At 37.6% G+C, this 24,432-nt stretch carries 30 protein-coding genes; 12 read left to right on the plus strand and 18 right to left on the minus strand.

Annotated features, from left to right (window positions below; translation table 11 throughout):
• The first annotated feature begins 9 nt into the window (after positions 1 to 9).
• Entirely contained in the window at positions 10 to 507 is a 498-nt protein-coding gene (locus FCU45_RS06065) for a nitrous oxide reductase accessory protein NosL (protein WP_137013345.1), read from the plus strand.
• Between the two features lie 140 nt (positions 508 to 647).
• Positions 648 to 1,115, plus strand: coding sequence for a DUF302 domain-containing protein (locus tag FCU45_RS06070; protein WP_170175835.1), 468 nt, complete (start codon positions 648 to 650; stop codon positions 1,113 to 1,115).
• 358 nt (positions 1,116 to 1,473) lie between these two features.
• On the opposite strand, the gene FCU45_RS06075 is transcribed toward FCU45_RS06070, so the two are convergent.
• From FCU45_RS06075 to FCU45_RS06140, 14 genes are all read right to left on the minus strand, one after another.
• Complete coding sequence (locus FCU45_RS06075) at positions 1,474 to 2,832, minus strand: OprD family outer membrane porin (protein ID WP_137013349.1); 1,359 nt, start codon at positions 2,830 to 2,832, stop codon at positions 1,474 to 1,476.
• Between the two features lie 167 nt (positions 2,833 to 2,999).
• Complete coding sequence (locus tag FCU45_RS06080; protein ID WP_137013351.1) at positions 3,000 to 4,208, minus strand: ArsS family sensor histidine kinase; 1,209 nt, start codon at positions 4,206 to 4,208, stop codon at positions 3,000 to 3,002.
• A complete protein-coding gene (locus FCU45_RS06085) occupies positions 4,205 to 4,900 on the minus strand; it encodes a response regulator transcription factor (protein WP_137013353.1) in 696 nt (231 codons plus the stop codon). Before FCU45_RS06085 ends, FCU45_RS06080 begins: the two co-directional genes overlap by 4 nt.
• Before the next feature lie 65 nt (positions 4,901 to 4,965).
• Complete coding sequence (locus tag FCU45_RS06090; protein ID WP_137013355.1) at positions 4,966 to 6,090, minus strand: multiheme c-type cytochrome; 1,125 nt, start codon at positions 6,088 to 6,090, stop codon at positions 4,966 to 4,968.
• Between the two features lie 83 nt (positions 6,091 to 6,173).
• Positions 6,174 to 6,803, minus strand: coding sequence for a Crp/Fnr family transcriptional regulator (locus tag FCU45_RS06095; RefSeq protein ID WP_137013357.1), 630 nt, complete (start codon positions 6,801 to 6,803; stop codon positions 6,174 to 6,176).
• Positions 6,800 to 7,231, minus strand: a complete 432-nt coding sequence (locus FCU45_RS06100) for a hypothetical protein (RefSeq protein ID WP_137013359.1) — start codon at positions 7,229 to 7,231, stop codon at positions 6,800 to 6,802. The genes FCU45_RS06095 and FCU45_RS06100 overlap by 4 nt, the downstream gene beginning before the upstream one ends.
• Positions 7,232 to 7,239: 8 nt before the next feature.
• A complete protein-coding gene (locus FCU45_RS06105) occupies positions 7,240 to 8,187 on the minus strand; it encodes a hypothetical protein (RefSeq protein ID WP_137013361.1) in 948 nt (315 codons plus the stop codon).
• Positions 8,188 to 8,856: an ABC transporter ATP-binding protein gene (locus FCU45_RS06110; RefSeq protein ID WP_137013363.1), complete on the minus strand. Its 669-nt coding sequence runs from the start codon at positions 8,854 to 8,856 to the stop codon at positions 8,188 to 8,190.
• Positions 8,856 to 10,031 (minus strand): ABC transporter permease, encoded by a 1,176-nt coding sequence (locus FCU45_RS06115; protein ID WP_137013365.1) that lies wholly within the window; start codon positions 10,029 to 10,031, stop codon positions 8,856 to 8,858. Before FCU45_RS06115 ends, FCU45_RS06110 begins: the two co-directional genes overlap by 1 nt.
• The gene (locus FCU45_RS06120; RefSeq protein WP_137013367.1) at positions 10,028 to 10,327 is read right to left on the minus strand and encodes a hypothetical protein; all 300 of its coding nucleotides are present in this window, start codon (positions 10,325 to 10,327) and stop codon (positions 10,028 to 10,030) included. The genes FCU45_RS06115 and FCU45_RS06120 overlap by 4 nt, the downstream gene beginning before the upstream one ends.
• Positions 10,320 to 11,408, minus strand: a complete 1,089-nt coding sequence (locus FCU45_RS06125) for a nitrous oxide reductase accessory protein NosL (protein ID WP_137013369.1) — start codon at positions 11,406 to 11,408, stop codon at positions 10,320 to 10,322. Before FCU45_RS06125 ends, FCU45_RS06120 begins: the two co-directional genes overlap by 8 nt.
• A 298-nt stretch (positions 11,409 to 11,706) precedes the next feature.
• Positions 11,707 to 12,186: a DUF4149 domain-containing protein gene (locus tag FCU45_RS06130; protein WP_137013371.1), complete on the minus strand. Its 480-nt coding sequence runs from the start codon at positions 12,184 to 12,186 to the stop codon at positions 11,707 to 11,709.
• A gap of 270 nt (positions 12,187 to 12,456) precedes the next feature.
• A complete protein-coding gene (gene prmC / locus FCU45_RS06135; RefSeq protein WP_137013372.1) occupies positions 12,457 to 13,287 on the minus strand; it encodes a peptide chain release factor N(5)-glutamine methyltransferase in 831 nt (276 codons plus the stop codon).
• On the minus strand, positions 13,269 to 14,525 hold the full coding sequence (locus FCU45_RS06140; protein ID WP_137013374.1) for a M48 family metallopeptidase: 1,257 nt from the start codon (positions 14,523 to 14,525) through the stop codon (positions 13,269 to 13,271). The genes prmC and FCU45_RS06140 overlap by 19 nt, the downstream gene beginning before the upstream one ends.
• Positions 14,526 to 14,605: 80 nt before the next feature.
• On the opposite strand from FCU45_RS06140, the gene FCU45_RS06145 reads away from it, so the two are divergent.
• The 9 genes from FCU45_RS06145 to FCU45_RS06185 all read left to right on the plus strand — a co-directional run bounded on the left by FCU45_RS06145 (position 14,606) and on the right by FCU45_RS06185 (position 20,765).
• A complete protein-coding gene (locus FCU45_RS06145) occupies positions 14,606 to 15,193 on the plus strand; it encodes a DUF502 domain-containing protein (RefSeq protein WP_137013376.1) in 588 nt (195 codons plus the stop codon).
• A complete protein-coding gene (locus FCU45_RS06150) occupies positions 15,190 to 15,951 on the plus strand; it encodes a patatin-like phospholipase family protein (RefSeq protein WP_137013378.1) in 762 nt (253 codons plus the stop codon). Before FCU45_RS06145 ends, FCU45_RS06150 begins: the two co-directional genes overlap by 4 nt.
• Before the next feature lie 57 nt (positions 15,952 to 16,008).
• Positions 16,009 to 16,323 (plus strand): EF-hand domain-containing protein, encoded by a 315-nt coding sequence (locus FCU45_RS06155; RefSeq protein WP_170175836.1) that lies wholly within the window; start codon positions 16,009 to 16,011, stop codon positions 16,321 to 16,323.
• A 162-nt stretch (positions 16,324 to 16,485) separates the two neighbouring features.
• Entirely contained in the window at positions 16,486 to 16,887 is a 402-nt protein-coding gene (locus tag FCU45_RS06160) for a DUF1924 domain-containing protein (protein ID WP_137013382.1), read from the plus strand.
• A gap of 10 nt (positions 16,888 to 16,897) precedes the next feature.
• The gene (locus FCU45_RS06165; protein ID WP_137013384.1) at positions 16,898 to 17,404 is read left to right on the plus strand and encodes a diheme cytochrome c; all 507 of its coding nucleotides are present in this window, start codon (positions 16,898 to 16,900) and stop codon (positions 17,402 to 17,404) included.
• Between the two features lie 9 nt (positions 17,405 to 17,413).
• A complete protein-coding gene (locus FCU45_RS06170; protein ID WP_137013386.1) occupies positions 17,414 to 18,529 on the plus strand; it encodes a cytochrome b/b6 domain-containing protein in 1,116 nt (371 codons plus the stop codon).
• Positions 18,495 to 18,899, plus strand: a complete 405-nt coding sequence (locus FCU45_RS06175; protein ID WP_137013388.1) for a Spy/CpxP family protein refolding chaperone — start codon at positions 18,495 to 18,497, stop codon at positions 18,897 to 18,899. The genes FCU45_RS06170 and FCU45_RS06175 overlap by 35 nt, the downstream gene beginning before the upstream one ends.
• Positions 18,892 to 19,557, plus strand: coding sequence for a response regulator transcription factor (locus FCU45_RS06180; protein WP_137013390.1), 666 nt, complete (start codon positions 18,892 to 18,894; stop codon positions 19,555 to 19,557). Before FCU45_RS06175 ends, FCU45_RS06180 begins: the two co-directional genes overlap by 8 nt.
• Before the next feature lie 2 nt (positions 19,558 to 19,559).
• A complete protein-coding gene (locus tag FCU45_RS06185; protein ID WP_137013392.1) occupies positions 19,560 to 20,765 on the plus strand; it encodes an ArsS family sensor histidine kinase in 1,206 nt (401 codons plus the stop codon).
• Here FCU45_RS06185 and FCU45_RS06190 read toward each other — a convergent pair.
• Positions 20,739 to 21,029 carry a Dabb family protein gene (locus tag FCU45_RS06190; protein ID WP_137013394.1) on the minus strand — a complete coding sequence of 97 codons (291 nt, stop codon included), beginning with the start codon at positions 21,027 to 21,029 and terminating at the stop codon, positions 20,739 to 20,741. The two genes, FCU45_RS06185 and FCU45_RS06190, sit on opposite strands and share 27 nt — an antisense overlap.
• 176 nt (positions 21,030 to 21,205) lie before the next feature.
• On the opposite strand from FCU45_RS06190, the gene FCU45_RS06195 reads away from it, so the two are divergent.
• Entirely contained in the window at positions 21,206 to 21,403 is a 198-nt protein-coding gene (locus FCU45_RS06195; RefSeq protein WP_137013395.1) for a hypothetical protein, read from the plus strand.
• On the opposite strand, the gene FCU45_RS06200 is transcribed toward FCU45_RS06195, so the two are convergent.
• The 3 genes from FCU45_RS06200 to FCU45_RS06210 are packed head-to-tail and all read right to left on the minus strand — an operon-like array spanning position 21,400 to position 24,432.
• A complete protein-coding gene (locus tag FCU45_RS06200) occupies positions 21,400 to 22,755 on the minus strand; it encodes an SLC13 family permease (RefSeq protein ID WP_137013397.1) in 1,356 nt (451 codons plus the stop codon). The two genes, FCU45_RS06195 and FCU45_RS06200, sit on opposite strands and share 4 nt — an antisense overlap.
• Positions 22,756 to 24,171, minus strand: a complete 1,416-nt coding sequence (locus FCU45_RS06205) for a pentapeptide repeat-containing protein (protein WP_137013399.1) — start codon at positions 24,169 to 24,171, stop codon at positions 22,756 to 22,758.
• Complete coding sequence (locus FCU45_RS06210; RefSeq protein ID WP_137013401.1) at positions 24,172 to 24,432, minus strand: type II toxin-antitoxin system RelE family toxin; 261 nt, start codon at positions 24,430 to 24,432, stop codon at positions 24,172 to 24,174.

Raw genomic sequence — 24,432 nt, forward strand, 5'->3', positions numbered from 1 at the left:
GGAGTTTGTATGTACAAAAAAATATTCGCATCACTGGTAATTGCTCTATCTCTCTTGCCTATTTCAAGCTTGAGCGCAAACGACTCTTACAAGATGGATTTTGATAAAGAGAGTACATGTGTAGTAAGAAAGATGAAGGTGTATGAAGCACCCATGTGGGCTTGTAAAATAGAGCTAGCAAACAGCAAAAAACTTTTCTTTTCATCTCCCAAATCAATGATGGAGTTTTATCTACAACCAGGCAGATGGTTTGATATCGGTGTCAAAAGCGAGGAAGACTTCAAAGAAATTTTAGTTACCGATTTTGACACTCTCAAACCCATAAACGCCAAAGGTGCTTTTTTTGTCTACGGAAGTAATGTTATTTCACCTGCAGGCGATGATTTGGTACCGTTTGCAACATATGAAGCAGCTAATAATTTTGCTTCTAAACACAACGGTAAAAGAGTATTTGCTTTCAACCAAATATCAGACGCTCTTATCAGACTGCTCAACGGAAGGCTCTAATAGAGTCTGCATTAACACTCTGTTAACAAAAAATTAACATCTAATTCATACTAAGCACATATACTTATAACAATAAATTTCTTTAACAAGAGATTTAGTATTAAAGCCTGCTATAGGGTAAAATTCAAAGGATGTGTAAAATGAGAAAGATTCTACTGGCGTGTTTATTGACTGTGTCTGTATGGGCTGCAGAGAGTAATGTTTATAAGGTGAGCTACAATGCTCCTGTTGATAAAGTTCTAGATAATATGCTTGCAAAATTCAAGCAAGAGATGCTTGTTGTTGTTTGGCAGCTGGATATTTTAGAGGAGTTTAAACATAAAGGTTTAGATAAAAAGTTTGGTGAGAACTTCAACAAAGCAGGACTTACTGCTGTTAGAACACTTGTTGCATGTAACGGTAAATTCGGTAACGATATCATCAACCAAGATTCAGATATGATGGCTTACTGCCCTATCCGTATAACACTTACTGAAAAAGATGGTGTAACAACTGTTCTTTATGTTCGTCCTTCATCTGCTCCTAGAGACTCTAAAGCGTACCAATCTCTTGTAAAATTAGAGAAAAAAGTAACAAAAGCTATTGAAGAATCAATGGAGATGGAGTAATCCAGACCTCTTCCTAAACTCTCGCACTTGCGAGAGTTTTATACCTCTTACGAACCCATATAATCCCCCCAGAATATTATCTTAGTTATAAGCAGTTAAAAACAAACCTATACATCTTAAAGCTACTAACAAATCATACAATATCTCACAAAGCATAACCCACCAACAAAACATATACATTACTTATATGTTAAAGAGCTGTAAGAGAGAAGACTAAACTATGAAGATTAAACTATAAATAAAGAAATGCCACTATAAATATAGGCTCCTGAGAGGGGAGCCTATAAAAAATTAAAACAGGAGAATTTATTGCCGGGCTGAATCAGCCTAGGCAATCTTGTAGGAGAAAAATTAAGAATTAAAACGAGTATGACGCAATTAAACGATAATGGTTTTGACGTCTTTCATTATCAGCAAATGCACCTATGCCGTTAAACTCACTTACACGTCTTGCATTAAAGATTCTAAACATCCACTCTTTGCTTGGTTTATATACCAAGATTGTGTCAACTTCATATGCATCATCTATAGCTGATTTACCGCTTACTTCAGTGGTTGACTTACCATAGTTAGCATAGTTAACCATCAGCTTAAGCCCTTTCATTATCACATAGTGAGCACCGACTTTATACGCGTCTACATCTTCGCGATATGCGTTACGAGAGAAGATAGAGCTTGTATATGCAGGGTCTGCGCCCCAAGCATTGAAGTATTGACCTTCAGTACCGTTATCTTTGCTTCCTGATGAGTTAACTGCCGCAAACACTCCCCACTTCTTTGTTCCAAGTGCAACTTTTGCACCCATCATATTGAAGTCTCTCTCGCCAGCAAGACTATCACCGGTATCTTTTTGCATTAAATACTGAGCATTTAAGTTTACTGCCATACCTTCAGAAACAGGGATCTTGTAGCCTACCTCCGCATATATGTCATTTGCTATATCATCAGAGTGATAAACCCAAAGATCAGCTTTAAGATCTTTTACGCCCGTATATGTTGCACCAAGCACAGTACGGCCTGCAGTGCTATCTACGTTTGCAATTGTTCCAATATTGTAAAACTTTGCCTGTTGTATAGGACCATTAAATTGCTCAAGCAAAGTATTAGAAAATCCGACACCTGCTGTTCCTGTTCCTTCACCGATAATACCAGCATCAGTTGCCGCACGGGAGCCAAGAGACATTTTTGTTATATGTCCTGCTGTTAGACGAAGACCCTCTATTACGTTTGTGCCTAACATATATGCCTCATAGAAGTTTGGCATAAGAGAAGTAGAAATCTTTGTAAGTGGAGTGTCAAGTGTTTGACGACCGAATTTTGCATCGAAATACTCATGTTTGTATGAGAGATAAAGTTCACCAAGCAGACCTTTTGAGTCGCCATCTTTGTCAACTACCATACCATATGCACCTTTATCCCATTCCGGTGCTGTCTTTATATCCCAGTTCGTCAAGCCAGCGTCACCATTTACGTATACACCGACACCGTACTTTAGACCATCTAGCAGAGTGTCCGGAGACTCATATTTTAACTTTACAAGATAACCGCTACCGTTGCTTGGAGCATATCCGTTCTTAATGTCGTCTATAACAGTCATACCCTTAAACATAATATCAAGAGTACCGCCTCTATAACCATCAATGTCAACACTTGCCGCCTGAAGCATTGCTCCGCCTGCTAAAGCTGCCACTAAGGACAATTTTATCGCTCTTTTCATTCTTAACCCTTTTTTAGAATTTTATCTGTAGCTTAAACAACGCAAACAGTAGCTGTTTTTTGCGTTCAAACTGCATAGATGTAGTATAAGAAAGCTATATAAATCGGATGTTAACTTTTTGTTAACGAATTGTTAACAAAGATAAGAATTTTAAATAGATGGTTAGATTAAAGCGCTATTGTAAAAGAGTTTATACCATTTTTGCAGCTGTATGAAAGAGCGTACTCATGTTTTTCTAAAATATAGTTTACGATGTAAAGACCCAGCCCGAAACTCTCGCTCAAGTTCGCATCACACTTCGTAAATGGCTGAGTATAGTACTCAAGAGGGTATTGAAGCTTTTCGCCTCTGCTGCAAAAAGAGAGTTCATTCCCCTGAAGCTCAAGGTAGACTTCCGAGTCCGCAGAGTACTTTATGCCGTTATCTATCAGGTTTTTAAAGACTATACTCATCAGATCAAAATCAACTTCAAAAACTCTGTTGTCTAGATTGTTTTTTATGCTGTCTGGTTCAAGAAATAGCAGGTCTGCAGCATTATCTAAAATATCAGTTAGATGGTAACTCTTTTTATCTACATTGCAGTCACATGCAGTTATGTTCTCGATCTGCACAATCTCTCTGGTCAGCAGGTTTAGGCGCAAGAAAACGTTTGTTAGAATATCTTTTGTACGAGACTCCTCCAAAAACTCCAAAGAGAGCCTCCCTTTTGTTATGGGAGTTTTTAACTCATGTGTAATATTTCGTATAAAGATAACTCTTGAGTTTATCATAGCTTTTATCTTTTTAACCGCTTTGTCAAACTCGTTTGAGACCTCTGCTATCTCATCTTTTCCCTTGGATGCGAGGTCAATATCCATATCACCCTCTCCAAAACGGCGAATCTGCATCTGTAGATGTTTTAGTGGGTACATGCTTATAGCAATAGAGAGAAAGAGAGCCAAAAATACAAATACAAAAGCGCCGTAAAGCCACCACATATAGTATACGTTTATCGGCTTGGTATTCATATCTTTTAAAATAAGTCCTCCGGTTACCTCCGGTGTTACAAGATATCTATATCCATCCTTCTCGTAAAGATCAAAGTAGAGCATTCCGCACGATATGGAGTCGCTTTTTGGCAATTTCACTAATTTTTCTTTATCATCCCCTACTATTTTTATGTGCTTTTTCTCCAGATTTTTTAAGAACTCATCGTTAGAGTCTATGCCCGTGTGGTGTTGCATAACGTATCTTGCCACTTTGTGATAGTGACCCTTTAACTTCTCTTTGACCGATAAGAACTCATAGTCATACATAAATTTAAAAAGAATTGTGATTATGACAAATGCAATAGAGAAAAAGATCCCTATCTTAAATAAAATAGAGTGTCTGTTCAACTCTTCATCCTATAGCCTACACCGCGGATCGACTCTATATATGTAGGAGTTCTTGGATTGTCAAATAACTTTGAGCGCAGGCGGCTGATGATAACATCTATGCTTCTCTCATCACTCTCCCAGCTTAGACCCTCAACCGCATCTAAAATAGTTCCTCTGCTAAGAACTATGCCTCTTTGATTTATAAAAAATGACAACACTCCATACTCTGCCACGGTCAGATCAAGCGCGCTCTCCTTGTGGTATATCACCATCTTTGACTTATCGATCTTAAAATCTCCAAATATCTCCTCTTTAACAGATGAAGAAGAAGTAGAAGATTTCTTACGTCTTAACATTGCATTTATTCTAGCGACAAGCTCTCTTGGATCGTAAGGTTTAGGCAGGTAATCATCCGCACCCTTTTCAAGCCCCAATACCTTGTCACTTACCTCATCTCTTGCCGATGAGATTATTATAGGCACGTCAAAAGCGGCGGAGATCCGTTCACAAAGAAAGAGCCCATCCATCTTTGGAAGTGTGAGATCAAGTATGATAAGGTCAAAGGCTGTTTCTTTAAGATATTCCATAACGGTTGTTGGGTCAGACTTTACTTCAACTGTTATCCCACAATTTTGAAGATAATCAGATATAAGCTCTGCGAGTATCTCATCATCTTCTACCATTAATACGCAAATATCTTCCTGTGCCATCAATACTACCTACAATAGATTTTATTTAAGGTTGTATTATAAGAAATCCTTACTTAAGGGCACCTCTAAAAACTAAATGTCTCACTTTTTAAAATTCTAAATTTCGTGAACTCTTTGTCAAGTTCGAGCCCAAGCTTTTTAGCACCCTCTTTTGAGATCCTTTGAACTCCAAGAGTCAAGGTAAGTTTGTCACCGCTGCGAAGAGTCTCACTGAATGAAACCTCTCTTTTTGCATAGACAAGTGTATCTTTTATGACTTCATTCGCTTCCCACGGCATAACTTCCACACCTCCGCGAGCCAGTATTCTCTCAAACACAAATGGCTCAAGCGCTATTGTCTTATTGCCCCTTTTTATCTCAGCTTTCAAGATTCCCTGTCTAAATGCCTGCCCGAAAAGAGCATGATTTGAGTTGTTTATAATATTAACGCTAAAACCCTCGCTCATTTTTGAGAGCTTAAAATCAATATACTCTCCCATATTGGTACTTTTGTGGTAAATTCCCGCTATACCGTGGTATGCATGGGTCTTAGTCTCGTTGATCGTAACTTTTGAGCCTGCTACCTGCGGCATATGGCAGGTAACACAGCTGTTTTTGTCATCCTCGCTTATGAGAGCGTCAAGCATAGTTATATCAAAACCGTGATCGTTGTTAGTATGGGAGTGGCACCCCATGCAGACATTTCCATTATAGTAGTTTTCATTATCGTAATCTATCTTGTGAAAAGGAGAGCTTTTTGGCTCTTTTTTCAGTCCAAACCATGATGACTTCATCTCATACTCTACTTTGCCTTTTTTACCGTCTTGAGCAGTGTAATATTCGCGCTTTTTATCGACTAAAATATTGCTGTTTGAGCTATCACCCTCTTGGATATCTTTTATACTGTGGCAGTACATACAGGAGATTGGCTCTTCTACCTGAGTCTCATTTTTTGTAACGACTCCGTTTTGAAGAGCATCTAAATCACTTGGGGAGTGGCATTTTGCACAAGTATAGCCCTTCTCATCTTTTGGGTGTTTCTCCCACATAGCGTTATGGATAGGGTTGTTGTAGATAGATGCGTTGCGGTGAGAGGATTCGTAATACTCCTCGTAGATTATAGGGTGGCACGCCTGACACACTTTACTCTCGTTCGCCTCTAATTGAGCCGTAAATAAAAATGTACCGAGCAATAAAAAAAGATAACGCATGCTTCTCTCCGTGGTTAAAATGTGGGTATTTTAGCCAAGCGAAGAGATCTCGTTGTTGATATAGGTCAGTTATATCTATATTTTTAAAAAAACTCTCTTAGAGCCTCTTTATCTACAAATTTGGTCTTAATATTGATTATCTCTCTGTCTTTGAAGAATTTCAGTATTCTAGAGAGTGTCTCTGGTGAGACACCGAGAATTTCTGCTATCTCTATGTTTTTGGTCTCAAAAAAGTCTTGAGAGTGGCTGTAGATATACTTTGCCACTCTCTCTTTTGAGTCTAGAACCAGATTTGTAGAGATGATGTTTTCAAGATTTTTGATCTTTTTTACCAAAGATGTTTGAATGTTAAATGCCAGATTAGGGTTGGAAAAAATAATCTCTTTTAGTTTCTCAAAATCTATCTTCAAAAACTCCACATCGCTGTAAGCTTTTGCCGTTGCGGGATAAGGCATCCCCTCAAAGTTTGCGACCTCGCCTATAAGCTCATTGTCATGAAAATATTTAAGCACCACCTCTTTATGGTTTGATGATGTCTTATATAGCTTTATAACTCCCTTGACCAAAAGATATAGATATTTAGGCTCATCACCCTCGTAAAAGACGATATTGTCTTTAGCAACCTTATGCTCTGTCGTAAAACTCTCTATCTTGCTGATTGTCTCTTCATCAACATTTTGAAAAAGAACCATATTTTTTAAATGTACTCTCATTTTATTCTTTTTAATACCTCATCGTAGGCTATAACTTCTTCGCCTTCTTTTATGAACTCTTTTGATTTATAAGCACTAAATCCAAATGCCATAGGGGTTATATTGTTGGTTGTATAAAATGCCTCTCTTGCGTTTATCCACTCTGCGGTGTGAGCATCTGTGATCCAAATAGCAACACTATCTTTATAAGCAATATTTTCTTCATTAAACCATAAACCCATACACCCAATATCATCAAATTTATATACTCTTTTCGTATTAGGGTCTCTGAGCTGCAGTGTATTTTTTCTGTCACTTAAAACCATTACGCATCTATCGCACATATCTCTATCCCAATGTATTTTAACAGGACCATCACCATCCTTTTTTTCACAACCTAAAAACATAACTGCCAACAACGAAATTATGATAATTTTAAACTTCAACATATATATCCCTATAAAAAAACACCGTTTTTTATGTAGTAAACAACTACATAAAATGTCAATAATATAACATAAAGAGAATTAAATAGAAGTGATTTTTTGTAACTTCCTTCTCCTTCTTTTGCAAAACTAACAGATATGCCGTAAAATGTCCCTAAAAAAAGAAGAGTATATATCAGATATCCTACATAGTAGTACTCACCCTGCAAAAAGCAAAACGGGCAGTGATGAGACGGAAGCTCGTAGATATAAGTACCGAAAAAAAGTATCAGCGAGATGAGCGAAATAGGTATAAAAAGAAAATTCACTACAGAGAAAAGATATCTGTTTTTTATAAAATAGAGGAGAACTATCAAGAGATAAGTGCCGTAAAACAGAGCTACCAAGATAGAAGTGTCCAGTAAAAAAAGAGAAGATATCGCGGATGTAGAACTGCTTGAGTAGATAGTCCCACAGCAGCTTACCATTTTATCAATCTCTATGGAGCCAAACATAACAGTTTCTAGGATGATCTCTACCGCAAGAAGAAAAAACAGAGGTATAAAAAGCCCAAACTTCATCTTTGTATATGGCTGCAACTTATCGCTCATGTCTTGTGAGTGAAGTTTTAGCCACAAAGCAAAAAGATAGATATTTAATATCTTCAAGACGATCAAAGAGGCTCCAGTCTGCGTTGCGTCAACAACACCTGCCGCACACATAGCTCCCGTTATGACATTTGATATCTTATCGAGCGTAAATATAAAAAACAAAAAAAGAGCGCTCTTTGTTATCAAGATATATTTTATGATCGTAGCGCCCAAGAAACTCTGCTTCTCAAGCTCATACTGAGAGGCGGAGGCAGAGTTCATATTCCAGTTAAGATAGATCTTGATACTAATGAAAAATGCAACAAATGCAAAGAGTGCAAAGAGTGCATTTAAAACAAGAATAGCTATAACTTCGGGAGTTAAAAACATCTAAATTATGCTTCCGTGATGCAGCTCTATCTCTCTGTCTGCAAAATTTAGCCCAAAAAAGAGTGGGTCATGAGTTGCTACTACGATAGTTTTCCCCTCAGCTTTAAGCTCTTGGAGCATCTCTATAAAGTGAAGCGAGAGTTTCTCGTCCAGATTTGCCGTTGGCTCATCCGCCAAAATGATCTTTGGGTTGTTTATATTTGCTCTGGCAATCGCCACTCTCTGCTGCTCTCCGCCTGAGAGATTTTTAACAAGCTGCTCACTCTTATGCTCAATATGAAACATCTTTAAAACTCTTTTTAGCTTCTCATCTATCTCTTTTTTGCTAAGATTCATAGGAACAAGAGGCAAAAGAATATTCTCTTTTACGCTGAGATTTGGAATAAGATTGTACTTTTGAAAAACAAACCCTATGTTGTGGCGTCTATACTCGGAGGCAAAGTTATCCGCAAGTTTTGATATCTTGTCTCCGTCTACTTCAACCTCTCCGCTTGTGGGCTTGCTGAGTGCGGCAATTAGCGAGAGGACAGTACTCTTTCCGCTTCCGCTTGCACCTCTTAGCACTACAAGCTCTCCCTCTTTAATATCGAGATTTATCCCTTTTAGTGCTCTCAGGGTCTCTGCATCGTTTATCTTGTACTCTTTTATCACATCTTTTAGCTTTATCACTATCTTATAACCTCATCAACTTCTAGTGTTGCGCTTCTGTATGCAGGAACGATCGTAGCTGCAATATAAACAGGCACACTTAGAAAAAATATGAGCGCCATACTCTGCCAATCAAGAACAAACGGGAGAGTGAAAGATGTCTTTAACTGTGAGTAGCCTATAAATATATTTTGCATAAGAGGAGCCTTTAGAATATAAACAAAAAAGAGAGCCAAAATTATGCCTGTAATATATGAGAAAAATGAGACGATAAACCCCTCATAAAATCTCTCTTTTAAGACATCATCAATCCTCCATCCAAGAGCTTTAAGTATCCCTATCTCTCTCTTCTCCTCACTGCTAAGTCCGCTTGCTTTATCATAAATGATTATAAAGAAAGTAAAGAGCGAGACAATAAAGAGTGCAAGAAAAACCCCGCTCTTGTAGTCAAAGATATTTTGATAGCTGATCTTTAGATCGTCTTTTGTAATAACCCTTGCATCAGGGTAGAGAAGTTTTATCTTTGAAGCGATGGTCGCTATCTCGTTTGGGTTTGCGACCTTTGCCACTATATCAGTTGCTTTTGTCTCATCGATCCCGAAAATCTCTCTGATATTTTTTTTGCTCATAACTATTACGTCATTTGACTCAAGCTCGGTGTCGCCCTCAAATGAAGCACCTATATAGACTCTCTTCATGGTTCCCTCAGGCTTTATAAAATTGAAATACTCTTTATAGTAGCTCTTCTTCATAACCCTCTTGACACCCTCGCCTAACATCATAACAGAGCTCTCAAAATCAAGCTTTTGTGAAATACTATTTAACGACTCTTTATACTGCTCTTCATACTCATCAATTCCTACAAGTGTAAAGTTAACTCCCGCATTTTCAAAGTAGTAGTAGCCCCACACTCTTGCAACCGCGCTCTGAACACCGCTCATCTGCAAAATTTCGTCTACGACTTCAACTCCTATCTCATCCTGACGTCCCGCTTTGATCTTTTGAATAGTTATCTCGGGCAGAGAATCAACAGTAGAATTGAGCTCATGCTTTATAGAGTTTGTTATAAAAAAGAGCGAGCTTAGCAAAAAGACAAGAGCGCTTAAGATAAAGAATATAAAAAGTGTTTTATATCTCTGACGAAGCAGAGAGTTTATGGCATACTCTGTTATATAGAGGTTGAATCTGCTTCTCACTGCTTATCTCCTAAATAAGGAGCACTTCTGTAGGTATATGTTGATACAAAATACTCCCTAAGAGTCCCGTCATCCCTATAAGCCGAGAAAAAATCACTTAAACTTCTGTGTCTAATATATGAAGCCTCTGTTGAGATGCTAAGATCAGGAAGCTGTACGGTTTTTACAAACTCTCTTTTGCTTCTTAGCGCTTCTTCATCCATGCTTTTTGCCCAAAAAAGATACCATATTTCCACAGACAAAATAGCACTTAAAACAAAAAATGAGTAGATAAAGAGTCTGCTTTTTCTATTCATCTAGCTTCTTTATCTCCATCTCTGTTATTTCGTCAAATCTTAGTATCTTTGTGCCCTTATGATCCATATAGAAAGTTTTTGCCTCACTCTCTTTGGCAAAAGGTATAAGTTCATCTCCCATCGGACCGTAAACATCACTGCCTACTACATAGTAAGCCTCTTTAGAGTCTATAGCTTTTTGAGAGTAGTAATCACTCACTAACATCTTAGAGATGTCATCTTTGTGCAAAAAGTAGTACTTCATCATATCTTTTACGCCGTCAAACGAGAAGTGTTTTTCACCGTAAAATATCTGAGCTGCCCATTTTGGATACTTATAGACGAACATACCACAGATCGGGCACTTCTCATCTTTACTTACCTCTATAACATCGACTCCTTTTGTATCGCCGAATCTCTTTACTTCCCAAAGATAAAGCGATAAAGGCTGCAGTTCGCTATCTTTTAGATCAGAACAAAAACTCTTCTCCTTAAGTGCGGCTTTTAGCTCGTTTATCTCCAAGTATGCATTGATATCTATCTCTTTTTTACATCTCTTCTCAAATATCTTTTTGCCCATTGAGTAGATCTGCTTCTCTTTTTTATTTTGAACCATAGCTACATCTGATTGCAGTGAGTCCTGAGCCATCTTAAGAGCTGTTTTAAAATCAACTATCTCCCCGCCGTTCTCAATACTGAACTCTTCTGCTACATCTTTATCTGCAAAGGCGAGTTTACTCACTTTTGTCATAGTCCCTCTAATATCAGAACCAACGACATAATAAGCAGTTGAAGCATCTATGAGTTTTTCATTTGAAGCATCGACGACCTTTATGTCATCGGCATCTATCTCATACTCCTGCATATCTACGGCAAGACATCTTATTGAGCAGTATTGTCTGTTTTTATGATCATGGATCTTTGAAGTGTGCGAAGTTTTATAGTAAGCCTCTATGCTCATTCCGCATACAGGGCACCACTCTTTTTGAGGGCCCTCTTGAACCAACATAGGCTTAGTCGATGCAGATTTTGTAAAACCGGCGGCATTTAAAGCTGTCGCACAGAAGATTAAACTAAAAAGAAGAACTATCTTTATAAACATTGGGATTTCCTTGAATAATTTTTATTATTCTATCCTAAAGTAATAAAAAGATGGTTTAGATGAATTTTATGATGAAGAATTTGCCCAAGTTCAACTTGGGCAAAAAAATTGTTTGTAGTGTCAACCCGCTAACTATAAATCTTTTAAATACGGCTCTCTCCCTTTTCCCCCTAAAAGAGCAGCATGAACACAATGATATTAAATTTGTCGCTCAATCATCTTGATTGAGATCAATCATTAAAAGAAAAAGTTATATTCAACAGAAGGGGAAAAGAGAGTCTATTTTTTAAAAGTGCCTCTATTGCACTCTTAGAAGCAACAATCTTCTTATAAAAAGTATCAAAAGAGCAACGGCCAAGATTTTAAAATCCAATTCACTTGCCAAATGGATGTTTTTAAAAGTGTCACTTCTAGTAGCTTCTTCGCCCAGTAACTGCATAGCCAGTATTTTTGGAGAGTAAACAGCACTAAACATAAGAGAGGAGAAGACAACTGTAACCGCGCTTCCGAATATTATTGCATCTCTTTGACCTCTTTTATACATTAAAAGCTCATATACCGCAACAAAAAAGGCTAAAAAGTATACCCAGTAGCTAAAACGGCGGAAAACCTCGCCCATAATAATTCCGGCATTGTAGTTATCAAGCAAAACGGAGTATAAAATCTTGTCTGTATGAAAGACTATGGGAGCGACGATAGTGCCTAAAACTAAAACTGCTCCAAATGTAGCGGCCAAAAGTGTGAAGTATGTAAAATCTATAAAAATATTTCTTTTCAATTATTAAGTCCTTAATCATAAGAAACCCCAAATTTCAGCGATAAGTAAATAGCTCTAGTGCTAGACAGATTTTCGCAGGACTAGCTATGCTAATTCAAGAGAATCTAACGACGCAATAGGGCTATTTACTTATCACCCGAAGGGAAGCTTAAAAAGAGGGCTACTGCTTCGTTAAAAGCACTTGAAGCTACTAGTAGCTCCTGCGCACTTTCGCCTCACACTAGCCCTCTTTTTAAGTTTCTGAAATTGGGGTTTCTTATGACTAAGGACTTATAACCTTAGTGTAAAACCCCTGTCAAAACCGCTGTAGTCTCTGTAGAACTCCAGTTTTGCAAAGTCTTTATCTTTTAAATATGCCGATATTTTATCTTTTTGGTCATAACCCATCTCACATGTAAAAAAGTTAATGTTTCTGCTTAAGACTTCATCAAGAAGTTCTTTGATTATTTCATCACCTATCTCTCCGCCAAAAAGAGCGTTCTGAGGTTCATAAGAGAGGTTTGATTCAAGCTGGGCATCTTGGGCTATGTATGGAGGATTTGAGACCAGATAATCAATATCTTCATCTACAGGTTCTAAAAGTGAACCGAGCCTGAGTTCAACTCTCTCTCCAACACCAAAAAGCTCTATATTTCTCTTTGCAATTCCAAGTGCCGCTTCTGAGATGTCTACCGCTATAATTCTTGCATTGGGAAGAAATTTTGCCAGCATGATCGAGATGATCCCGCTTCCTACACCAACCTCTGCAACGGTAAGAGGAGCATTTTTATCCTCTATATTTTTAAGCACCTCATCTATAAGAAGCTCGGTCTCTGGGCGGGGGATAAGCGCACCCTCCGCTATAAAAAACTCTTCGCTGTAAAAACTGACCCTATTGGTAATATACTCAAGCGGCTCGTTATTGGCTCTTCTTTTTGCCAGCTCCAAGAGTCTCTGTGCATCTTCTACTTCTGTTTCCTGATTTGTCAAAAGCCAGAGCTCGTCAACGCCCAGATGGTGCATTAACAGAAGCTGTGCCTCTCTGGAAGCTCTCTCTATGTGAGGGTTTAAAACGGAGGTAATATGCCTTAAAAGATCTTTGACTAGATATCGGCTTGACATGCTTCTCCCAAAGCTCTTTTATCGATCTCCTCTATATCTACGCCAAGCTCTTTTAGTCTCTCTAAGACAGGCGGGTGCGTATAGTGAAAAAAGATGTATATAGGATGAGAGAGAGGAAAGCTCTTGTTCTCATTTACAAGCTTTTTTAGAGCATTTGCAAGCTCTATCTCTCCGCCCGCACCTCCAAGCTCACTTCCAGTTTTATCCGCCTCATACTCATTATGTCTACTGACAACACCCATGATAGGCATCATTAAAAAGCCCAAAACCGGCATAAAAAGCATCAGCAGTATCATAACCGCATAAGGCTCTTGCGATATGTTAAGCTCCGTATAAAGAGAGAGCGGCAGATTGCCGAATATTGCAAACATTCCAAGCAGCATCGCACCCACAAGAGCGATATTTTTATATATATCTCCATGAGCGAAGTGTCCAAGCTCGTGACCCAGAACCGCCAGAAGTTCTCTCGTCGTTAGCTTCTCTATAAGCGTGTCAAAAAGAACTACCCTTTTTGACTTGCCAATCCCTCCGAAGTATGCGTTTAGTCTTGCATCTCTCTTGCTTGCATCACTTACAAAGACACCTGAGCTTACAAAGCCCGTCTTCTCCATCAGCTCTTTTATCTTAGCATCAAGCTCCTCGTTTTGAAGAGGAGTTAGTTTGTCAAAGAAAAGCGCTCTGAAAGTCGGATAGAGCATATTGATAAGAACTACTACCGCAAAGATAAAGATAAAGCTCCAGAGCCACCAGAGATCAAAACTTGAGATTATCATATAGACTCCCCAGACCACCAACGAGCCAAAGAGAAGCGTCATAACAAAGGAGATAAGAGTATCTTTTATCCACTGCCCAAGGGTTGATTTGTTAAAACCGAACTTCTCATCGAGGACAAATTTCTCGTAGTATGAAAACGGCAGGGATATAAGCGAATTTATAACAACAAAGCCCATAACGATGGCGATATTTAGGAGTGCTTCATTTTCGTAAGATACATTTTGTTCTAAGAACTTGATCCCGATTCCTATCCAGAATATAAACACTATGTAGTCCACAAAAGTGTTCGCTATGCTTATTCTCTCTTTTGCGACGGAGTAGTTTGCCGCTTTTATAAAATCATTTTCGCTAAGAAGAACTGCTTTGCCCTTTTTTGCGCTATTTACATAACCTATCTGCATAACGCTCGTATATATAGAGATGAGTACAAAAAGAGTATAGATTCCTACTATTGTCATTAACATTTGTCTGCCTTAAATTTTTCGAAATTCTAACATTATTTTTGATACAATCTTTTAAAGATTGAAACACTCAAGGAACATATGTGAAAACTTTTATAAACGGTCTTAGCCTTATTCTGCCGACAGCTTTGGTCTTGTACCTGCTTGTCTGGATTTTAAAGATGACGGAACACTTCTTTGGAGACCTGATTCTCCTAGTACTGCCAAAAGAATACTACATCACCGGTCTGGGGTTTGTGGCGGGCATTGCCATAGTATTTTTTGTGGGACTGCTTCTAAAACTTTGGATCGTTCAAAAATTAAGAGACTTTTTTGAATCTATAATTGATAAAACCCCTCTTGTAAACACTCTCTACGGTGCGATTAAAGATTTTTTTAACTTTTTCTCAAATCTAAAGAACAAAGAGAACAACATTGTCGTTCTTGTTGATACCCACTGGATAGATTCTAAAATAATGGGGTTTATAACATCTGAAGATCTAAAAAGATTTGACTTTTTAGATATGGAAGAGCCTGTAGTCGTCTATTTCCAACTCAGCTATCAAATAGGCGGATACTCTCTTTTTATCCCTAAAAAAAATATAACTCTTATAGATATGAAAACCGAAGAGGCTCTGGGATTTGTTATGACAGCGGGAATTTCAAGCAGTAAAAAAAGTGAGGACAAATGAGCAGCCTCAAAAATAAAAAAATAGGCTTAGCTCTAGGCGGCGGAGCAGTTTTAGGCGCCGTTCATGTTGGCGTACTTAAAGCACTCGAAGAGAAAAATATCAAGATAAACGCTATTTGCGGCACAAGTGCAGGTGCTATTGTCGCAGCACTATATGCTTTTGGAAAGAGTCCTACTGAAATAGAGAAGATAGTCGTTGAGTTTGAGTGGAAAAAGCTCTCCTCGCTTACCCTCTCAAAATATGGAATACTATCAAACGAAAAAATAGGCGAGATAATCAAACTAAGCATAGGTGACAAAAAATTTAAAGATTCAAATATCCCGCTTGGGATGATGGCTACGGACATTACGACGGGAGAGAAGGTCATCCTAGATAAGGGAAGCGTTGCAGACGCTGTTGTTGCAAGTACCTGCATCCCAGGCATCTTTATACCGGTTGAGATCGGAGGCAGATTTCTGGTGGATGGCGGTATAGTTGAGAATGTCCCGCTTAGCTGTCTAAAAAACAAAGACGTTGACTATCTGATCGGTGTAGACCTTGTTCCCGAGCGCTCATACAAAAAACCGGAGAATGTCATTGAAGTTCTATACAACAGCTTTAACTTTTTAGTCAAAATAAATAAAAAAGCGCAGACAAAAGAGGCAGACCTTACCATAAAACCAGATCTCTCCGAGTACAATGCCGTAGATATGTCTCAAATAAAAGAGCTGATCGATCTGGGATATGAAGAGACAAAGAAGATAATAAAAGAGCTTTAAAAAGGTTTACGCTTAATGTGCTACAATGCTTTTAATACCAAACCTAAGGAGTACGCTATGAAAATGTTTTCTAAACACGTAGGATTGTCTCTTGTTGCATTAAGTCTGTTGTTGGTCGCACCTGTTAGTGTTCTGGCACAAAACGGTGGGCGCGATATGCCTTCATTTAAGAGTTTTGACCTAAACGGTGACGGAACTCTTACAGAGAGTGAACTTCATGAGGCTAGAGAGAAAAGAGTTCAAGAGAGAAAAGATGACGGCAGAATGCTAAGAAATGTCAAAGAGCATTATGAGTTCTCAAGAATGGACGCAAATGAAGATGGTCTTGTAAATCAAAAAGAGTTTGAAGATCATCAGACCAGAAGAAGATAGATAGACTCGGTGTGTTATATCTTTAACATGCCGACACTCCTGCTTTAAAATATAATCAATAACATCTCCATCATATACTGTTAAGAAAATGTCAAGAAACCGCACATAAATATTTGACACTATCCTTTTATACTTTCATCATAAACTAGAAAAGGAGAAAAAATGAAGATCATACTTACGTTGGTCGCACTTTTTGGCATATCCTCTGCGTCCGTCGTAGATGAATACCTAAAGACTCTTGCAAAAGAGGCAAAAGTAAAAGATCCGAGCTTTAAGAGTTTTAGTATCAAGCGAGGCGAAGAGATATTTACCTCAAAACATATCGGTAAAAGAGGTAAAGAGGTCTCATGCGTATCTTGTCATGGAGAGGACTTAAGCAAAGCCGGTAAGAACTTTTTTACTGCAAAAGAGATCGAGCCGCTCTCTGTAAAAGCAAATTCGCAGAGATTCAGCGAAGTCAAGACTATAGAGAAATGGCTGAAGAGGAACTTCATAGACGTATATAACCGTGAAGGAACAATTGAAGAAAAAGGCGATGTAGTGACATACATCATCAACAAATAAGGAGAAAAAGATGAGATCATTAATTTTATTTACAGCATTAAGCGCCATTCTATTGGCAGGTTCTTACGAGAAAAAAGGTGTTGCCGTGGTTACAGACGAGTTATACAAAAAAGAGTGCGGCTCATGCCACTTTGCATATCAGCCGGGTCTTTTGCCATCAAATGCATGGGAGAAGATGATGTCAAATCTGCAAAACCACTTTGATACCGATGCGACCCTTGCGAAAGAGGATTTTGATGCTATATTGGATTATCTGAGTAAAAACAGTGCCGAAAAAGCTATGGAGTACAAAAGAAGCAACAAGATAGTAAAAAGCATAAAGCGTACAGAAGTTCCGGAGTCAATATCCAAGACTCCATACATGATAAAAAAGCATAGAGAGATAAGAGAGGATCTTATAACGCAAGATGAAGTAAAAGGGCTCTTTAACTGCACGGCATGCCACACTACGGCCCAAAAAGGTATATACAGCGAGAGAGATATCTTGATTCCAAACTACGGAAGATGGGAAGACTAGAGAGGTGATATGATGAAATCCTATATCTGGTCGCTTCCGACGAGGGTTTTTCACTGGCTCTTTGCACTGCTGATACTGCTTGCTTTTTTAACCGAAGATGATGACCTGCTTAACTACCACGCCATCATCGGTTATGCTATCTTAATCCTTTTAGGCTTTAGGTTTTTTTGGGGCTATCTGGGTCCGAAATACTCAAAGTTTAAAGATTTTCCCATGAGCATTGGAGAGGTCAAAGAGTTTATTGCAAATATTTTTAACAGCGAACAGAGATACATAGGACACAACCCTTTGGCTTCTTATGTAATGATAGCTATTTTGGCAATCTCTTTTCTTGCCGTCATGACAGGAGTTCTGACTCTCGGAATTCAAGAGGGAAAGGGAGTACTCTCCTCTTTGAACAGCACTTTTTTTAAAGAGATGGAGCTTTTTGAGGAGATACATGAGTTTCTCTCTGGCGTGTTAATTGCTCTTATAGTTATGCATATTTTGGGTGTTTTAAGCGATAGGCTTCTTCACTCAAAACACAATACGCTTGAGTCAATATTTAACGGTTACAAAGTGACAAAAGAGCAAGAAGGCATAAAACTCAACATTTTTCAAAAACTGCTTGCGGCACTCTTTTTAGCTCTGCTTGTTTCTTTTTTGTTCTTTAGCATGACGACTTCTAGCAATCCTCTGATCGCTTCAAAGTATGTTCCGCTGGACTACAGAGCGCAAAACGAGCTTTTTGTTGATGAGTGTGCATCATGTCACACTCTCTACCCGCCTCATACTCTGGGTGAAAAATCGTGGAGAACTTTAATGGCAAACCTGCAAGATCACTTTGGAGATGATGCCTCTATTGATGAAGCGGACAATAGAAATATTTTAGACTTTTTAGTGAAAAACAGCGCGGAAAACTCGACTCAAGAGGTGAGCCTGAAGATTTTGAATTCGATAAAAAATAAAGATATAATAGCAATAACCCAGACAGATTTTTGGAAGGCAAAACATGAAGAAATTCCAAAAAAAGTCTTTACTCATGAGAACGTAAAAAGCAGAGCAAACTGCAAAGCTTGTCACAGCGATATTGAAAAAGGATTGATCGAAGATGAAAATATTAAAAATATTAACGCTTATATGTAGTCTGCTTCTATCTTTTTCCCTTATTGCAGATGATGATTATGAACATGAGCACAAAAAAAGTCATATCTACAAAAATCTGGACTACTTAAACCTAAGCAAATCTCAGCACAAAGAGATAAAAGAGATAGTTATAGAGTATAGAAAAGATTATAAAAAATTTTACAAAAAGAGAGAAAAACTCCAAAAGAGACTTCAAGAGCTGCTAAGAGAAGAGAAGTTTGACAAAAAGAACTACGAACAGATTTCCAAAGAGATACATGAAGATGCCATAGAACTCGAAATAGAAACACTGCAAAATATCCACTCTGTTTTGTCCGCTTCGCAAAGAGAGCGGTTTTCATACTATCTGCGGGAGTGGCAAGTTGAGTAGAAAAGTTTTGCTTATAGAAGACGACCTGCAGATGCAGGGCTTTATAACGGACTACTTAAAGGAGTATGACTTTACATGCTCCGCCTTTTCGCATCCAAAAGATGCGCTGGATGAGCTTGAGAAGAACGACTCATACTCAATCGTTATTTTGGATCTGATGCTTCCCGATATTGACGGTTTTGATGTTTTAAAGAGAATAAAAAGCATCTCGGATATTCCCGTTATCATCTCTTCAGCAAGAGGAGACATAGGAAACAAGATACACGGTTTTGACCTGGGAGCTGATGATTATCTTGCAAAACCTTACGAGCCGCGTGAACTTGTCCTAAGAATAGAGCATATTTTAAAAAAGTCTCTCAGCGGCAAAACTACTCTTGGAGAGTTTACGATAGACAAAGCAAACAGAGAGGTTTCTTTGGGCGACTACTCGATCGATCTTACAAAAATAGAGTTTGAGATATTTATGTTTTTAATAGAGAACAGAAATAAAATATCCTCCAGAGAGCAGATACTAAATGCCACCTCACTAGATGAGAGCACAAAGAACAGAACCATAGATACACACATCTCAAACATCAGAAACAAGATAGGCGACGACCCTAAAGAGCCCAAGTACATAAAGTCCGTCTGGGGCATCGGCTATAAGTTTGTAGGCTAGATATGTCCATTATCAAAAAAATATCAATACTCTTTTTAATAAGCTTTGTTCTTATGAATATTATTGGGTTTTGGATCGACAGCATTAACTCAAAAAGAGTCGATGATCTTATAAAAGAGAAGTACCTCAAAATCTCGAACGAGATATTTCAAAATATAGACAACAGAGACAAAGTAGAGGAGATAATCTCAAAATATGCTCTAAAAAGAGTCGATGCTCTGGATAAAAAAGAGAGAGAAGTTCTCTACTATGAAAAACACACATTCGGTTTTATCTCCATACAAAAAGCGTCATTTGAAGATGAGTTTATCATTAAGATAAACTTTCTTGATGAGACCTACACACTAAAAACTCCCGACGAGGAGAATATTAACGACAAACTAAAGTTAAATATTCTCATATTTTTGGATGTTTTTGTCCTTTTTCTTATATTTTTATACCTTCTAAAACTGCTCTCGCCTCTTAAAAAGATAACAAAAGAGATCCAAAATTTCTCTAACGGAGATATGCAAAGCAGGATAGAGGTAACCTCAAACGATGAGATAGGAACACTCTCCCGAGCCTTTAATACAATGGCTGCTTCAATAGAGGAGCTTATAAAGACAAGAGAGGAGCTGCTAAGAGATATAGGGCATGAGCTTAGAACACCGATAGCAAAAGGAAAGTTTGCGACACTTCAAATTGAAGATATTTCTCAAAAAGAGCTGCTGCAAAAGATATTTTCAGATTTGGAGATACTGACAAATGAGCTCATAGAGCTGGAGAAGCTAAACTCAACAAAGCTAAACATCACTACTTTTAGCGCAGAGACGCTTATACTAGAATCTCTTAGCAAACTCTACATAGAAGATGAATCAAATATCGCTCTTAAAATAGAGGATGATTTTAAGATAGAGGGCGACCTGCACTATCTATCCGTTGCTCTTAAAAACCTTATCGACAATGCACTCAAATATGCCTCAGAACTTCCTATAACGCTGAAGGCTTCAAAGCAGAATATCTACGTCATAAACAGAGGCGAAAAACTATCAAAAGAGCTTGAGTACTATCTAAAACCATTTACGCAGGAGCTCTCTCAAAGAGACGGCTTCGGGCTTGGGCTTAGTATTGTAAAGAAAATCAGCGACAAGCATAACTTTTCGCTAAGCTACAGTTATAAAGATGGTCAAAATATCTTTTGTCTAGATTTCGTAGTCAACGACTTTTGACTCCAGAGTAACCGACTTTATAAGCTCCACCACTTTCAGATGCTCAGGATGGATCGCATAAGAAGCCAAATCATTTTTTGTCTCAAAGGTAGAGTATAAAGAGAGGTCAAACGCCCGCTCGGAGTCTGTAAAATTGATACCGACCTCCATAGACTTCAACTCAGGGATAAGCTCGACTAACGCGTTAAGTCTCTTAACTACCTCTTTTATATTTGACTCTTTACTCTCATGGCGAAATTTGAACATAACTATATGAACTATCATACAAAACCCCTCTTTTTTTGTGGAATTCTAACAAAAAAGTGCGCAAACAACTTTATAATTCTCGAAAAACTTTGTTTTTCGTAGCTTTAGGGGGTTGTAGGGACATCTGTCCCTGCCAATAAAACGGACGTGTTCGTTTTGTTGTATAACATCAGTAAAAAGGATAAAATAGCCTTATGAAAAGAATTTTAAGAGAGCTCTACGGGTCGGCGATACTGTTTTTCTACTTCTTTAAGTGGCCCTACTTTCTCTTTTTTCCATACCTTTACGATAACGGACTTGATGGCAACTACATCTTGAATACTTTGTGGTTCTTTACGGCGGGGCTTATTTTAAAAGATTTTTACACAATGTACAAAAACAGAGGTTCTTAAAGAAATCCCTTCCAGAAAAACTCCGCGATCATCGCTATCAAAAAGATGCCTATAAAGTTAAAAACAACCCCGTATCTTGCCATATCCTTGACACTTACAGCTCCGCTGCTCATAGCAATGGCATTTGGAGGCGTAGCAATAGGGAGCATAAAGGCGTAACTTGCACAGACGGTAGCTACCATCATAAACAAAACAGCATCAATTCCGCTCTGCTGAGAGACTGCATATATAACGGGAAGCATGACAGATATTAACGCCGTGTTTGATGTTATCTCCGTCGTAAAAGTGATAAGCATAGCCACACAAAGAATGATTAAAATAGGATGAAGCTGAGTTATAACAATAAGATAAGTTGCGACCTCATCAGCAAGCCCCGTTGCACTGAAAGCGGATGCAATAGAGAACCCTGCACCAAAGAGGAACATGATCCTAAAAGGGATCTTTACTTTATCCTCCATCCAATCAAGAGTGCCAAAGGGAGGAGCAAAAAGAATAAGCCCAGCACCAAGCAGTATTATATTTTCATTTAGCCCCAAACCGTTCCAATATGGCTTAAACGGAGCATTTAGCAAAAGAAGTAATATCACGCCTCCTATGAGCCAAAGAACTCTCTTCTGCTCAAAATTTAACACTCTATTTTGATGCTCTATAGATATCTCTACATCTTTTACACCTATGCTAAGCAGAGAAGCAACTATAAAAAACATTGCAAAAACAAGCGGAGAGACCATCAGCATCCACTGCAAAAACGGGATCGGATCCATCTGATTGTTTTGCATAAATCCAAGCATTATGAGATTAGGCGCAGTGCCTATCGGAGTCAAAATACCGCCTATGCTCGCTCCGTAAGCAATAGCAAGTGCAAACCTCATCTTTAGTCTTATATCGTCGGTTATAAAAAGAACAATCGAGATAAGAAGCAGCGTAGTAGTTGTGTTTGAGAGGAGCGAGCTTAACAGCCCCGATGTGATTGTAAGCGAAAAGATTATCCCTTTTGGCGTCGATGGAAATATGGCAAACATCTTCTCAGTGACCCATTTGTGAAGCTCGGTTTTCTCAACAGCGATTGCGATTAAAAAACCGCCGAAAAAGAGGAATATGATTGGGTTTGCATAGTTTGCAGTCGTATCGCTTGTTGAGAGAATTGAAAAAGATGGAAAAAGTACGATAGGCAGCAGAGAGACGACTCCAAGAGGCAAGCCCTCATTTGTCCAAAGAGTTACAAGAAATGCTATAAGCCCAATAAGTGAAGCCTGTGTAGCATTAAAAACACTAAATGAGAGTGCGAAGAAAAATAGGCCGATTACAATAGCTACTGCTATTTTTTTAAACTGTTCTTTATCTCTGCTCACTTACTTCCTCCTTGTGTTTTGTCTTACTGAGACTATGAATTGGTAGATTAAGTAGGCTATGGTTATTTTAAACATCAAAAGCCCAAAAGTGATAGATTCTTCGCTTGTCATAATTGAAAACGGGTTTATTTTGTCGGCTAAACAGGATAGATTAAAATCTTTAGTTAAAGTAAAATAGTTTACAAACAGTAAAAATAAAAATATATATTTAGTAAACTGTTTATAGTCCCTCATGTTATATACATGCAAACTATAGAACGATACTAAAAATATACTTCCAATTAAAATAGGAGTATTAACATTACTTAAGCATGTATTTGAACTACAAAAACTAACGATAGTATAAAGTGCTCCAAATATAATTATCCAAAATAGTGCCAAAAGCCAATCTTGAGAGTGATTTGAACTTATTGCATGTGCTTTAAATATTAACCATTCAGTAATATTTTTACCTTTTATCATATCTTTATTTAGCTCTTTTTCGCGTTCTTCCATTTCCTTGGCATAAAACCGATTGGCTTCAATTATATTGTTTTGCTGTTCAAAAGAGTTCTTAATAATTCTAGCTGTTTCACGGTTTTCTACATCAATAACTTCAATTTTGTCTTCTTTTGATGTTATTTCTAAAAAATTAGCTTCTTCTTTAATGATAGAATCGTCTAAATTTAACTTCTTCTTAAACAAAGTTTTTCTAAAAAGAGCCAACTTTTTAAAAGTCGTATATTTAAAATTAACATCTTCATGAAACTTTGATTCTGTAAATACAACTATATCTTCAAATGTTGTTTTAAAAAATAAATTACCATAAAACTCTGTTTTGTAAAAATCTGCCAATGATTTAAATCGTGTATTTTCAAAATCACAACTCTTTATAACACAATCTTTGATTTCAACTTTTTGTTCAAAAACAGTTCTTGAGAAATCTAAACTTTCAATTTCAGGACATTCTAAAAATGAAATTCTAATATTCAGTTGTTTTTTAAATTTTATTTCATCTTTTAAAATACATTCAGAAAATACAATATCTTTTTCAAATTGAATATATGTGAAATCCACACAATCTAAAAAAGTACAATGATTAAATTTTACAGTTTGAGTAAACTTTTTTTCTCCTTCTTTTTCAAAAAATGAATCCTCATAACCTAATACGCTACTAGATAATCCATTTCCTTCAAATTTTGGGAAAATAATATTATTGAATGGAATAGGGAGAAATTTAGCAATTCTTGATTGCGATTCAGATATGATATTTCTAATAGCTTTCCAAAACAATTTTATTTCGTCTGTAGATTTTGACCAGTCTTTTTTATTATCTTTAATTTCATACCAATCATCTTTCTTACAATGTAAAATACACTTATTTTGCTCTGCGTCAAAACACTCATTGTTACAATTTTCTACGCTATATGTAGCCATCTAATAAACCTCTTTCCTATGCCCAACTCGAACTACTATGATTATCAGTTCTTCATCTTTAACCTGAAAAACAACTCTGTATTGGTTTATGCGAAGTCTAAATTTGCCTTTGTATTCGCCTTTGAGGGCTTTGATATTGTTTTTTAAGATGTCAGGGTTTGTGACTAAGAGGAGGAGTTTTTCTTTGATAATTTTTTGAGCTACTCTGTCAAGCTTTTTGAACTCTTTTTTTGCACTGCTTAAAAAGTGAAGTTCATACAT

The organism is Sulfurimonas crateris (assembly GCF_005217605.1).
Lineage (GTDB): Bacteria > Campylobacterota > Campylobacteria > Campylobacterales > Sulfurimonadaceae > Sulfurimonas > Sulfurimonas crateris.